Raw genomic sequence first — 12,915 nt, 5'->3', positions numbered from 1 at the left:
CACATATTAACCCTTCTTGCAGACACTGTCTTCGCACATATTAACCCTTCTTGCAGACACTGTCTTCGCACGTTTTGATAGTAAAATGAAAACTTGGCTAGCGCCCGAAGACACTGTCTTCGCACGTATTAGCCTTCTTATTAGCCTTTAAGCGCCGGCAGTAGCCAAAGTCGTACTTATTCTTGCAGACTTTATCGAAAAAACTAGTGTTAAAAACTATCCTATTATTTTTTACGCAATTAACCGACGGCATAATTCTGTCGCTGTGGCAGCATCGGGAGCATACCCATCGGCTCCAATTTGATCGGCAAACCCCTGAGTTATCGGAGCACCTCCAATAATAATCTTAACCGTATCGCGCAAACCCTCTTTTTTCAAAGCCTCAACCGTATCTTTCATCGACAACATCGTCGTCGTCAAAAGTGCGGACATACCAATAACTTGTGGCTTGTGTTCCTTTACACCTTTTACAAACGTTGCGGGGTCTATATCCACACCTAAGTCAATAATCTCAAACCCGGCACTTTCCATCATCATGACGACAAGTTTCTTACCAATATCATGCAGATCACCCTTTACGGTTCCGATCAACACCTTGCCAGCAGAAGGCATATCTTTGTCGGCAATCAGTGGTTTTACTAGTTCTATCCCCGTGCTCATGGCCCTTGCAGACATCATGACCTCTGGAACATACATATCCCCGGCTTTAAAACGAACTCCAACAACATTCATACCAGCCATTAATCCTTGATTAATAATTTCTAGAGGATCGACACCATTATCAATCATTTTTTGGGTTAAAGTTTTAGCTCCTCCAAAATCACCACTGATCACTATTTGGGCTAAGCTGTCAAAATCACTCATTTACTAGTCCCCCTTAAATTATTAAATAAACGTATTAAATGGATCCAAATTTTACATGAGCTTGTCTAAGAACTGTAGCAATTCTTTCCTTAACCTCTGCGGTTACAGGCTCGGGCTGGTGTGTTTCCAGAATATGCTTGATCCTTTCTCTGGCGCGATCAACCATCGTTTTGCTCCCATTCTCTGACCAATTCTCGAAGCTGTTAAAATCTGAGAGTTCCGGTCGCCAATTTTCTCGGAAATTTTTGGCTGTATGTTCATCCCCTAGGAAGTTACCTCCCGGTCCAACCCGCATGATCGACTCAACCCCTAAGGATTCTTTATCTGTATCAATGCCTTTCAGCAATCGTCTGGTCCGCCCGATAACTTCGTTAGAAATAACGAGTAGCTCCAACGATCCCGTTAAACCAAATTCCATATAAAATACATCATGCATTATATTACAACCCTGGAGTGCACCCATGACTGTGAACATTGTTGACTCAACAATCGCTTGTTCATCACAAACTTTTGCATTACAACAACCGGCATACCCCCAAGATGGCAGTTGGTAGTAGTGGGCCAGATCGACAACTCCTCCTTGGAAAAGCACCGCTTCGGGAGTTCCATATACCGCTTGCATGGTCCGCATATCCAAAGGAGAATTGCCGTAACCGTAAACAAACGGCGCCCCCGGAGCTTTTAATTGGTGAATAACTAAGCCACTCAAGGCTTCGGCATTGGCCTGAACTAACGCTCCGCCAACCGTCGTAGGAACCGAAGCTCCTGCAACCCCACCGCAGGCGAAGTTTGTTGGAACCCCATTTTCGGCAGCAAGTAATAATTTATCAACAGACTCCTTAGGATGCTGGAGGGGAGAGGTCGGTTCTGTGTAGACCATGAACAGTGGTTTTTGGCGCAAGCGTTCTTTCCCACCAACGGCACCTGCTGCCATCTCGATAATATCTTTTAAGGTATCCCCATCTTCAGCTATGACCACCTGAGGTTTCACGGTATTCTGGACCATGATGGCATATTGTTCGCGATTAATCATGTGAGGATCAACATCTGACAAAAGGCCCATCGACATCACAAAGTCGATATTTGGAAGACTGTCACAGATTTTTATGGCGTTAGCCACATCCTCTTGGCACCAGCTGCGCCTTTCTTGACTAAAAGGATCTAGATAATTCATCGTATCTGATCCTGTACCAAAATAAACATTAGCTCCTTCTAAATGGAGCGCCGCTTCCCCATTTCGGTTGTATAGGGTAACGCGCGAAGGTGCGGATTGCAGGGCTTTTTTTACAAGACTGCTTGGGAAATAAACCCGGTTACCGTTTTCCACTAATGCCCCCGCCTGTCGAAGAAGTTCAACCGCCTCTTCATGGTAAATCATCATTCCTGTTTCCTCGAGAATTTGACAACTGGCCAGATGAATTTCCTCAGCCTGTTTTTCAGTAAGCGTTCGGAAAAACAACCCGTTCCCATGTGAACTTCCTACTCCCATACTCGGTACCCCCTTCATTCTGCCTAACGGCCTTAATTCATTGGGTTTATTGTTTTCGCTCCTCTGTTTCTGCAATAATTTGACTCATTCCTGTGCGGACCGTTTCATCTAACAGTTCGGAGGTATGGGTAGCAACAATCTCTTTGGCCAAATCAGCAGCTTTATCTTCAACCGTTTTAGACCCCTGCTCTTCCCAAGTATCCCAGAATGAGCGATTGAACTGCTTAGGGGTCCAAATTTCGGAGCGGAAGTGTTCAAAGGTATGGGTATGAGCAACGTAGTTTCCACCCGGTCCAACCTCATCGATCACATCCACAGCGAGCGTCTCCTCATCAATTCGTGTACCTCGACCCATATAACGCGCGGCATCCATGAAATCATTACACATTGTAAGGAATGTTAAAGAACCGGTTTTTCCACCTTCCAGATAACCCACATCATGGACTAAATTAGCCCCCATTAACTGGGCCATCAAGATCCCAGTGCCTGCTTCCATTCCGGCCTGAGCATCGGGTACCGGTGAATTAACGCAACCAGCTTCAGTAAAGTTTGGAATCCCGTAAAACTGGGATAATTGAGTCATAATCGCGTAGTTCATCATGGTTTCCGGAGATCCATACAAAGTTGCCGTACTCCTCATATCCATAGGAGTCGCCCCACCTCCGATAATGATCGGGGCTCCTTTTTGCTTTAATTGAGCCATGACTACTCCCGCCAGAGCTTCCGCATTCATTAAAACAATGGTTCCGGCTTTCGTGACTGGTGTCGTAGCCCCAGACAAAATCCCAGGCGTATAAACTACAGGCACTCCATATTCAAAACAAGCAAACATCTTGGCAACACCATCATTGGTGTGTACTAATGGAGAGATTGGCTCAGAGTAGAGAACCAGAAACGGGTTTTTTCTAAGTTCTTCTCTGCCTCCCGCTACTAAAACTGCCATCTCTAACTGAGCCCGCATGTTTATTTCGTCATGGGCGGTAACAATCATCGGTTTAATAGTATTTGAAACCATCGCTTCCAGTTGATGTAGGTCGCTCACGGGAGCGTTCTGATCTGAAGCAATGGCATAACTCATAACAAAATCATAGTTGGGTAAATAATCCATGACCCGACAAGCTAATTCAACGTCCTTCTTTGTAGAGCGCCGTCGCTCACCGGTTTCCAAATCTACGGTAAAGGGAAGATCCGAGCCAGTCCCGAAATACGTTCTATTTTTCTCTAATGGCATAACTCGTTGACCTTTACGGTTGGCAACCACGATTTTTCTCGGTGCCAAGCGAATGCATTCTTCTACCAGCCAGCTTGGAATCCGAACACGATGCTCATTAACGATACATCCAGCATCTTTTAGCAACTGTAACGCTTCTGGATGATCCACTTTAACCCCAGTACGTTCCAGAACCTCCAAGGTCGCGAGATGAATCTCCTCGATCTGTCCCTCACTAACCCACCGTAGCATTGGCGTGGCTTGCTCTATACTATTGGAGCGAATCTTTTTCATGAGATGTATCCTCCTCTTGTCGTCTTGCATCTTGATTTGCATAGTGCAAACTTCTCGTTTTATAACAGTTGCAATTTTTATACCAATTAACTAATTAAGCATGAATTTATCAAAGAACTAGCATTTCCCGTACTATTATGGGTTTATCTTGCCGTTCTCGAACGCTCTAATTTCCTAACAAATAATCAGACAAAATCTAACCGCAATAAAATTTTGCAGTGCTGTTAGTTTAACGACGCAAATAGAAGGGCAAAAAATATTTGCACTCCTATAAATTTTGCAGATGCTTGGACAATTGTTTTATTTAGCAAGCAAACACATCTTTGTTCACACCTAATATACATAGTAAACTTAAATATATATTTAAATCTTCAGTCTCTTGCAGAAATACTTCTTCAAACGCTAGTGACAACTTGTAATGTTTTTGAAGTATGCATATGCGGCAGGATATGTAACAATGCGCTAGTAAATTCCATTTTGCTTGATAAAACGGGAGCAGAAGCTTAATTAGCACTAACACAGGGTTTTGACTTACAATAATTATTAATGGTACAATAATCCAAGCAACTTGTCCGAATATTCTAAGTTGTCATTTTTAGTCCCCAAACTCTTTGAGAGGAGGTAGATTATGGGGATAAAAATTGAAGTCAAAAATTTAATTAAGGTTTTTAGTTCCCAACCACAAAAAGCATTGCATTTACTGGATAAAGGCGTGAGCAAAGAACTCATTCTTGCCGAAACCGGTTTAAGCATCGGTGTTAATAATATTAGCTTTAATGTGAATGAGGGTGAAGTTTTCGTCGTCATGGGGCTTTCAGGAAGCGGCAAGTCGACTATTCTTCGTTGCCTCAATCGCTTAATCGAACCTAGCTCAGGTGCAGTCATCATTGATGGTGTAGATATTACCAAACTAAAGTCTCATGAGCTAAGACAAGTTCGACAAAAGAAATTGGCAATGGTATTCCAACAATTTGCGCTTTTACCTCATCGAACTGTGCTGCAAAATACAGTTTATGGTTTAGAAGTCCATGGGGTCAGTAAAGCAGAGCGAGAAAAACGAGCCTTGGAAAGCTTGGCAATGGTTGGGTTAACCGGCTGGGAACATTCCTATCCTGATGAATTAAGCGGCGGAATGAAACAGCGGGTTGGCTTAGCTCGTGCCTTGACCAATAATCCCGATATTCTGCTCATGGATGAAGCGTTTAGCGCCTTAGATCCTCTCATTCGGGAAGAAATGCAGGATGAGCTACTCAATCTTCAACAGAAGATGAACAAAACAATCGTGTTTATTACTCATGACTTAAATGAAGCCTTGAAAATAGGCGACCGTATCGCTTTCATAAGAAACGGTTCACTCGTTCAAGTGGGTACACCGGAAGAGATTCTTAGGGACCCTGCAGATGTTTATGTTGCTAAATTCACACGAGGTGTTGATCGTACCAAAATTCTAACCCTGAAAGACGTCATGAAACGACCTCAACCCCTCGTACAACTGCGTGATGGTCCAAATGTCGCCCTACGGGTCATGAAGGAACATGGTATTTCAAGCGTGTTCGTGGTAGATCGCGCCAAACATTTACAGGGTCTCATCACTGCGGATTTAGCACTAGAAGCACGTCAAGCCGGCATCGTGAGTCTTCAGGAAGTCAAACTGCTGGATGTTCCAATCCTTAATGAGACGGTTCTCGTACAAGATATATTATCGGTTATTGCTGAAAGCAAGGTCCCTTTGGCGGTAATCGATGAAGAAAAGCGTCTCATTGGAATCATCATACGGGGTTCAGTGCTTGCAGCGTTAGCCGACACAGGAGGTGATCCAAAGTATGTATCGTCTACCGTTAGGGCAGTGGGTTAACAAAGGTGTAGAGTGGCTACTTAATAAGTATGGTCACGTAATTGATGCTTTTTCAACCTCAATTCGTGAAATTATTAATGCACTGAAAGATGGGTTGAATATTGTTCCTTGGTGGTTACTAATTCTAATTGTAATGATTGTAGCTTGGCGCGCTCGCGGATGGCGTTTAGCGCTAGGTTCGGGACTTGGGTTACTGTTGATCTATGATATGTTACTTTGGCCAGCCTTTTTGGAAACATTGGTTTTGGTCATTATTTCGGCAATAATATCGATTGCCATTGGTATCCCTATCGGAATTATCATTGCACGAAATAATGCAATTAATAGAATCTTCACGCCGTTATTAGACGTCATGCAGACTATGCCATCGTTCGTTTACCTAATACCTGCTTTGATGTTTTTTGGGTTGGGGACAGTACCAGCTATTTTTGCGACAGTAGTCTTTGCAATGCCACCTGCTATTAGATTGACGGACTTGGGAATTAGGCAAGTACCAAAGGACCTAGTGGAGGTCGGTGAGGCTTTTGGATCAACTCCCAGCCAAATGCTCTGGAAAATCCAACTGCCTTTGGCAATGCCGACGATTATGGCTGGTATAAATCAGACAATGATGTTGTCGCTTTCAATGGTTGTTGTTGCTGGGATGATCGGAGCAGGTGGTTTTGGCTCTGGGGTACTCGAAGGAATTTCTCAGATGGATATCGGAAAAGGCTTTGAAAACGGATTAGGGGTGGTAATCTTAGCAATGGTTCTTGATCGAATTTGTCAAGGCTTCTCACAAACGGCTCGAATCAATAAAAAGCAACCTGTCAAGAAAACGTTCAAGAAATCATTTAATAACACTGTGTAAGGAGCGATGTAAATGAATGACAAGGTGAAATTCTCTAAGGTCTTGGGATTATTAGTTATTTTCTCATTATTAGTCACATCTTTGTTAGCGGGTTGCGGACAACAAACTACAGATTCTAAACAACCAGAACCAACTGCCCAACAACCCACCGATAAAGGGACTGTAAAAATCGGCATGGTAACCTGGGCAGAAGACGTAGCAATAAGCAATGTGGTTAAGACAGTTCTTGAGGATAAGGGCTATAAGGTGGAGCTACAAACTCTTGACGTTGCACCATTATTTGTTGGATTAAGTAGGGGGGATTTGGATCTCTACCTAGATGGCTGGTTACCTACAACCCAGAAGAATTATTGGGATAAGTATCAGGACAAATTGGAAAAGTTCCCAGGAAGTTGGTATGAAGGTGAGGCTAGATCTGGTCTCGTTGTTCCTAAATATGTAACTACCAATACCGTCGATGAAATAGGAGCGCAAAAAGATAAATTAAATGGCGAGATTATTGGAATTGATCCCGGTGCCAATGTTATGAAGACTATTGGGCAAATGATCAAAGATAATGGTTGGAATATCAAATTGGTCTCGGGGTCTGAAGCTGCTATGATGGCTGCGTTGGATAAAGCATACCGGGAAAAGAAATGGATAGTCATTTATGGTTGGAGCCCACACTGGATGTTTGCCAAGTATGACTTAAAGTTCTTAGAAGATACTAAAAATGTTTTTGGAGCGAGCGAGCAAATTGTAACCCTTGCCAATAAGGATTTTAGTAAAAAAATGCCTGAAGTTGCAGACATGATTAAAAAAATGAAAATGAATGACAAGCAAATAGGGACTATTGAAGATATGATCAATGGTGGCATGGCGCCAATAGATGCTGCAAAAAAATGGGTGGAAGATAACAAAACCGTAGTTGATGGTTGGTTTAAATAATCTTTACTAAGAAAAGTTTAAACAAGGAACAGAAATAAGGGGTAAGATTCATAGAATACTACGAATCTTACCCTTTGTTTGTGTTATTAATCCACAACGAACACTAATGCCGTAGGATCCAGAGACACTTCTTCCCTTACTTCAGTAACCCCTTACTCTTCAAAAAAGTAGTTGAAACTTCTTCAATAGACATTTTCTCAACGTCAGCCTGCTTATTCAAATCTGTGATAGTTGCAGTGTCCAGAAGATCGCTCAATTTTTTCAGATCTGCCGTCAAATTTGGATACGCTTCCACAATTTCCTTTCTTACAACAGGGCAAGCATTATAGACCGGAAAAGCATTTTTATCATCTTCGAGCATAACGAGCTTATCTGTAATAATTCTCGGTTCTGTGGTAAACGCTAGAGCCAAATCTCCTTTTTTCGCTTTGAGAGTGTCATAGTTTAACCCCATGGCGACATCCACGAGATCGTCTTTGGGCATTTTAAAATCATAGGACTTTTCAAATGATGGCAAACCATCCGCTCTGCCATCCCATTCTGGGAAGCTGACGAATTTCAAGTGTTCACCTTTTTTCACTTGGGCAACATAGTCAGAGGTCGTTTTCAAGTTATACTTTTCAGCAATATCCGAGCGAACGACGATTCCATAAGTATCATTTAGTGGTGCATAATCCAGCCACTCGATGCCGTTCTTTTCATCCCAGTCTTTAATGAGCGTATAGCTTTCTTTCGCATCAAACACAGGGTCATGTTTCATTAAGTTGATCACACCTGTACCAGTATACTCCCAGTACATATCGATTTGTCCAGATGTCAGAGCTGGACGGATAACAGCCAGTTCTCCTAACCCCATCTTGTTTTCCACTGGGTATCCCAGACCTTTTAGATACTGTAAGCTAAGTGTTCCTAAGAGTGAAGCTTCCGTAAAAGTCTTAGAAGAAATCTTAATAGTAGGTCCTTTTTTGGCGTTATTAGCGTTACCCTCCGTCGTCTTCTGTGAACTGCAGCCCACTACCCCTCCAAAAGCAAGTACTAAGGACAAGACGGCTATAAGGCCAAATAAAAATCTTTTCTTCATGTACACTCCTCCTTCTTTAAATTTTGATTGTCTATCTCCTTCGAACCTTTTTTTCACTTTTTAATTTCTAATAGTTTCTCCCCTCCTTTCAGTTTCATTAAACTGGCCTTGTTATTCAACCCACGTGCTTGGTGGAGTGATACGTAACTCAAGATAACTTAACAACCGATCCAAGAAAATGGCCATGATAGCACCAAGCCCTGCTCCAACAATTAAGTATTCGGGCCGAAAGAGAGACAATCCCCCCATAATTAAATTACCCAAACCACCTGCCCCAATAAGAGATGCTAGGGTACCCATACTGACAACATAAACGGTTGCTGTTCGAATACCGCTGAGAATGATCGGCATGGCCAAAGGGATTTCCACCTCGAATAAAATCTTTCCTTTGGACATCCCCATCCCGGAAGCTGCTTCCTTCACATCAGGGCTAACCCCTATGATACCAGCGATTGTATTTCTGACGATTGGTAACAGACTCTGAAATAATAAAGCCAGCACGGCGGGTTTTATTCCTAATCCTAGAATTGGCAATGCCAAAGCAATAATCGCTAATCCAGGAATAGCTTGTAAAACGTTCAGTAAGTTAAGGGTAACCAGACCGAACCTTTTAAATTTTGGACGGGTTAAGAATATCCCGAGCGGTACAGAGATCAGAATCGCTATAGTTATGGTGACCACCACGATCAGAGAATGCTCTAACAGAGCTTCTGGCGCCTTTTCAAAAAGAGCGAACCTGAAATTCTCCCAAGTCATCTACTCACCCTCTTTCCGATAGACATGTTTCCGAATGTCTTTGAAAGAGAGCATTCCACGCAGTTCTTCGCCTTTCAGAATCCCAAGATAATCAACATCATATTCCAGCAAACGAGAGAGCGCATCTGGTAGGGATGTTGTCGTTTGGACAAAAGCCTTCTCCGTACGCAGAACCCTTTTTTTTAACCTTTCCGAGTCATCCCCTGACTCGCCAAAATCCGCTAAGGTGATGTGCCCACAGCTTATACCTGCTTCATTTAGAAGAAAAGCTACTTCTGCCCCTGTATCCCTCATTTTTTGGGCAGCACCCTGTAATTCATGTTCTCTCACAATACACCCAACCGGTTGCATCGCTTCTTCTACATGAAACAAGTTCAACTTTTTGACAACCCGATCATGACCAATAAAGTTCTCCACGAAATCATTCTTTGGATTCGTTAGAATGTCTTCCGGAGTTCCAAATTGAACTAACTCTCCAGCATTAAAGATGGCAATTTTATCTCCCATCTTGATAGCTTCGTTAATGTCATGCGTCACAAAGACGATGGTTTTCTTAATCTCCTTTTGCAAACGCAGGAATTCATCTTGCAAATGGGTACGGGCTATAGGATCAACTGCTCCGAAGGGTTCATCCATAAGCATGATGGGAGGATCGACTGCCATAGCTCGGGCTACACCGACTCTCTGCATTTGTCCACCACTGAGTTGTGACGGGTATTTATCCCGAGTCTTTTCCGGGTCAAGGCCCATCATTACTATAAGTTCTTCAACACGTTTCTTAATCTTATCCTTCGGCCATTTATATAACCGGGGTACGATGGCAATGTTTTCGGCAATCGTCCGGTGCGGCAGAAGGCCGATCTGCTGAATCACATAGCCAATACCCATTCTCAACTGATCCGAGTCCGTATTCATTACATCGTTTCCATTAATTTTGATCGACCCAGACGTAGGTTCGATCATGCGGTTAATCATGCGTAAAGTTGTACTTTTCCCGCAACCAGAGGGACCTACTAATACACAAATCTCTCCCTCCGGTATGGAGAGAGATAATTGGTCCACTGCTGGCAGCGCTTGGCCAGGATACTGTTTCGTCACTTGCTTCAATTCTATCATCAAGATCCCCCTTGCCCACTTTATCTTGCCCTCTGTTAGAACATCTATTTGAAGAGGAACTAGCGGTTAATTCTTAATCCTCGGGGAACAATCCTTTTCTCAATAACCCCAAGGATTGTGTCTAACCCAATGGCAATTAAGGAGATAATCAGTGCTCCTGTGACCATCATGGGAGTATTTGATCGGACAAGGCCTTCCGAAATAAAGCGTCCTAAGTTACGTTCCCCGATGTAGGTAGCTATGGCCGCTATGCCCGTAGTCATGACAACGGTTATCCGAAAACCAGCAAAAATTATCGGGATACCCAGAGGCAAAAGAATTTCGCGCATAATCCTTCCCGAACTCATACCCATCCCTCTAGCCGCTTCAATAACATTGCGATCAACATTTTTAACCCCATCGTAAACATTTCGAATTAAAGGCATCATCGCATACAGAACCAAAGCGAACAAAGCTGATTTCCGTCCTAATCCAAAGGTAGGGATGGCTACTAAAATAGCAAACATAGATAAACTGGGAATACAGAAAATTGTATTCGCCAAAGCAAGGACCCGAGCAGCCCATTTGTCGTTTTTCGTTAATAGCAAGCCAATAGGCACCCAGATCACAAGGGAAATTGCCACTGCTGATAAAACAAGCGTAAAATGATTTTCAGTATATTCTATAATCGTCCCAGTATTCTTTGTGAAAAAATTAATAAAATCCTCTAAGGTCACTCGCCATCACCCCTCCTTCTTCACATTTTAGCCAAATTCGATGAAACTAGGCCTTTTGGTAACTATCTGAGACCCTTTTCTTAAGATTTAACCTAATACGCGAGTTATAGTAATCTGACGCAAGAACCATGCCACTTTTTAAATTAATGGTAGGATCGACATCTAGTCTTTTAGCTTATAAGAACGGTGCAAAAAATATTTGCTCAAAAAAAGCTGACAGCCCTTTAATGGCGTACTTATGGGCATGGGCATAAAATTTAGTCGCCAAAATTTTATGCCCATTTGATCGCGATATTCGGCATTTTAAACCTCAATCCCTAATTTTCTCATGCGATATTGGAGATTTTGGCGCGCTATTCCTATAGACTCAGCAGCCTTGGTGATATTTCCGTGATGATTTTTCAAAGCTTCTCTCAGTACCTGCGTTTCGGTCTCGCGCAAAACATGAGCTAATGTCCCAGAACCTTTTTTATAAATTTCTGAAATTGTTCCATCTTGTCTGAGAAACTTGGATTTTAGGTAATGCGGCAAATGGTCAATTGTGATAACTTTCCGGCCATCCAGCATGTTCATAGCACTTTCAATAATGTGTTCTAATTCGCGCACATTACCCGGCCATTGATATCTCATAAACACGTCCTTTAACTTATCGTTCATGGAAACATTTCTCAATCCATAAATTCTTTGATATTTTTTCATGAAATAATGGATTAAAGCCTCAATATCTTCTTGCCGGTCTTTTAAGGGAGGAACGTAAAGAGTAATGACCGCCAGTCGATAGAAAAGGTCTTTGCGCAAAATACCATTATTCACCGCTTCCCAAGGATCTACATTGGTAGAACTGATAACTCGGCAGTGGACAGGAATTTCCATCGTCCCGCCAACCCGCCTTACCATTTTTTCTTGCAACACCCGCAAAAGTTTAGCCTGTAGTGCGCTATTCAGAGAATTAAGTTCGTCCAAAAACAAAGTTCCATTCCCAGCTTGTTGAAACAGACCCTTAGATTCTACGGCCCCTGTAAAAGCTCCTTTGGCCGTACCAAAAAGAATACTTTCCAACAAAGTTTCCGGAATCGCAGCACAGTTAATCGCCACGAAGGGCTCCTTTTTGCGGGAGCTGTAATTATGAATTGCTTGAACTAATAATTCCTTACCGGTTCCCGTTTCTCCAAAGACTAAAATAAACCCGTCGGCCACTGCTGCTTTCTTTGCCGAAACAACCATTTCCTGCATGGCAGAACTAACAAAGTTGATCGATTCAAATGTATAACGAGTACCATTATCACGCTGACGCCCATCCGATCCAATTTGATCCTGAAATTGCATCGTTTTAGTCAACAGTTCTTTAAACTTGGTAATATCTTTACACACCGAGTATACGGCAATAACCTCTCTGTTTTCGATCACCGGATAAGTACTTGCTACTATGTTGACCTCTTTCCCTTTATTTGTGAAATAAGTTTTATTTTTTTCTAGAACTGGCTCTCCAGTTAGAACTGCTGTTAAATGTTCACTGCTTTCTGACGTAACCGCATCATATACTTCGGTTAAATATTTACCCACGACGTTTTCAGATACTAATTCTTCTAATTTGGCCATCTCAGAATTGTAGAAAATTATTTTGCCATGACGGTCAGTAACAATTACGCCTTCTTCAATCGAATCAAAAATATGACTAAACGTTTTAACCAAAACATCATCGAGCATATGTTACCTCTCTTTAAGTCTATTGTTAAATCTTCCAATTCTGTCCTTAT

Annotated in this window: 11 protein-coding genes; 3 read left to right on the top strand and 8 right to left on the bottom strand. The window is 42.4% G+C overall.

All coding sequences use genetic code 11. From position 1 onward, the window contains the following. Positions 1-231 precede the first annotated feature (231 nt). From DSBG_RS01135 to DSBG_RS01125, 3 genes are read right to left on the bottom strand one after another with little or no spacing between them, the layout of a single operon-like run. Entirely contained in the window at positions 232-864 is a 633-nt protein-coding gene (locus DSBG_RS01135; protein WP_009623393.1) for a cobalamin B12-binding domain-containing protein, read from the bottom strand. A gap of 34 nt (positions 865-898) precedes the next feature. Further along, a complete protein-coding gene (locus tag DSBG_RS01130; RefSeq protein ID WP_068962396.1) occupies positions 899-2,353 on the bottom strand; it encodes a trimethylamine methyltransferase family protein in 1,455 nt (484 codons plus the stop codon). Between the two features lie 46 nt (positions 2,354-2,399). Beyond that, positions 2,400-3,857 carry a trimethylamine methyltransferase family protein gene (locus DSBG_RS01125; RefSeq protein ID WP_068962395.1) on the bottom strand — a complete coding sequence of 486 codons (1,458 nt, stop codon included), beginning with the start codon at positions 3,855-3,857 and terminating at the stop codon, positions 2,400-2,402. Between the two features lie 628 nt (positions 3,858-4,485). Here DSBG_RS01125 and proV point away from each other — a divergent pair. Genes proV through DSBG_RS01110 form a run of 3 tightly spaced genes read left to right on the top strand, consistent with a single transcriptional unit; the run spans position 4,486 to position 7,489 of the window. Beyond that, the gene (gene proV / locus DSBG_RS01120; RefSeq protein ID WP_068962394.1) at positions 4,486-5,712 is read left to right on the top strand and encodes a glycine betaine/L-proline ABC transporter ATP-binding protein ProV; all 1,227 of its coding nucleotides are present in this window, start codon (positions 4,486-4,488) and stop codon (positions 5,710-5,712) included. Then, a complete protein-coding gene (locus DSBG_RS01115; RefSeq protein WP_068962393.1) occupies positions 5,681-6,562 on the top strand; it encodes an ABC transporter permease in 882 nt (293 codons plus the stop codon). Before proV ends, DSBG_RS01115 begins: the two co-directional genes overlap by 32 nt. A gap of 12 nt (positions 6,563-6,574) precedes the next feature. Then, on the top strand, positions 6,575-7,489 hold the full coding sequence (locus DSBG_RS01110; protein WP_068962392.1) for a glycine betaine ABC transporter substrate-binding protein: 915 nt from the start codon (positions 6,575-6,577) through the stop codon (positions 7,487-7,489). Between the two features lie 136 nt (positions 7,490-7,625). On the opposite strand, the gene DSBG_RS01105 is transcribed toward DSBG_RS01110, so the two are convergent. From DSBG_RS01105 to DSBG_RS01085, 5 genes are all read right to left on the bottom strand, one after another. Further along, positions 7,626-8,570: a glycine betaine ABC transporter substrate-binding protein gene (locus tag DSBG_RS01105; protein WP_068962391.1), complete on the bottom strand. Its 945-nt coding sequence runs from the start codon at positions 8,568-8,570 to the stop codon at positions 7,626-7,628. Between the two features lie 111 nt (positions 8,571-8,681). Beyond that, positions 8,682-9,326 carry an ABC transporter permease gene (locus tag DSBG_RS01100; RefSeq protein WP_068962390.1) on the bottom strand — a complete coding sequence of 215 codons (645 nt, stop codon included), beginning with the start codon at positions 9,324-9,326 and terminating at the stop codon, positions 8,682-8,684. Continuing rightward, entirely contained in the window at positions 9,327-10,442 is a 1,116-nt protein-coding gene (locus tag DSBG_RS01095; protein ID WP_068962389.1) for a betaine/proline/choline family ABC transporter ATP-binding protein, read from the bottom strand. 59 nt (positions 10,443-10,501) lie between these two features. Further along, entirely contained in the window at positions 10,502-11,158 is a 657-nt protein-coding gene (locus tag DSBG_RS01090) for an ABC transporter permease (protein ID WP_068962388.1), read from the bottom strand. 303 nt (positions 11,159-11,461) lie between these two features. Further along, positions 11,462-12,865 carry a sigma-54 interaction domain-containing protein gene (locus DSBG_RS01085; protein ID WP_068962387.1) on the bottom strand — a complete coding sequence of 468 codons (1,404 nt, stop codon included), beginning with the start codon at positions 12,863-12,865 and terminating at the stop codon, positions 11,462-11,464. Between the last annotated feature and the right edge of the window lie 50 nt (positions 12,866-12,915).

The organism is Desulfosporosinus cupriresistens (assembly GCF_001707885.1).
Classification (GTDB): domain Bacteria; phylum Bacillota; class Desulfitobacteriia; order Desulfitobacteriales; family Desulfitobacteriaceae; genus Desulfosporosinus.
The sequence above is the reverse complement of the archived record's forward strand: the minus strand, read 5'-3'. Positions and strand labels throughout refer to the sequence as shown.

Bases quoted from the DNA above. Each gene is read 5' to 3' on its own strand.
- DSBG_RS01135 (WP_009623393.1), bottom strand. From the start codon at position 864: ATGAGTGATTTTGACAGCTTAGCCCAAATAGTGATCAGTGGTGATTTT.
- DSBG_RS01130 (WP_068962396.1), bottom strand. From the start codon at position 2,353: ATGGGAGTAGGAAGTTCACATGGGAACGGGTTGTTTTTCCGAACGCTT.
- DSBG_RS01125 (WP_068962395.1), bottom strand. From the start codon at position 3,857: ATGAAAAAGATTCGCTCCAATAGTATAGAGCAAGCCACGCCAATGCTA.
- proV (WP_068962394.1), top strand. From the start codon at position 4,486: ATGGGGATAAAAATTGAAGTCAAAAATTTAATTAAGGTTTTTAGTTCC.
- DSBG_RS01115 (WP_068962393.1), top strand. From the start codon at position 5,681: ATGTATCGTCTACCGTTAGGGCAGTGGGTTAACAAAGGTGTAGAGTGG.
- DSBG_RS01110 (WP_068962392.1), top strand. From the start codon at position 6,575: ATGAATGACAAGGTGAAATTCTCTAAGGTCTTGGGATTATTAGTTATT.
- DSBG_RS01105 (WP_068962391.1), bottom strand. From the start codon at position 8,570: ATGAAGAAAAGATTTTTATTTGGCCTTATAGCCGTCTTGTCCTTAGTA.
- DSBG_RS01100 (WP_068962390.1), bottom strand. From the start codon at position 9,326: ATGACTTGGGAGAATTTCAGGTTCGCTCTTTTTGAAAAGGCGCCAGAA.
- DSBG_RS01095 (WP_068962389.1), bottom strand. From the start codon at position 10,442: ATGATAGAATTGAAGCAAGTGACGAAACAGTATCCTGGCCAAGCGCTG.
- DSBG_RS01085 (WP_068962387.1), bottom strand. From the start codon at position 12,865: ATGCTCGATGATGTTTTGGTTAAAACGTTTAGTCATATTTTTGATTCG.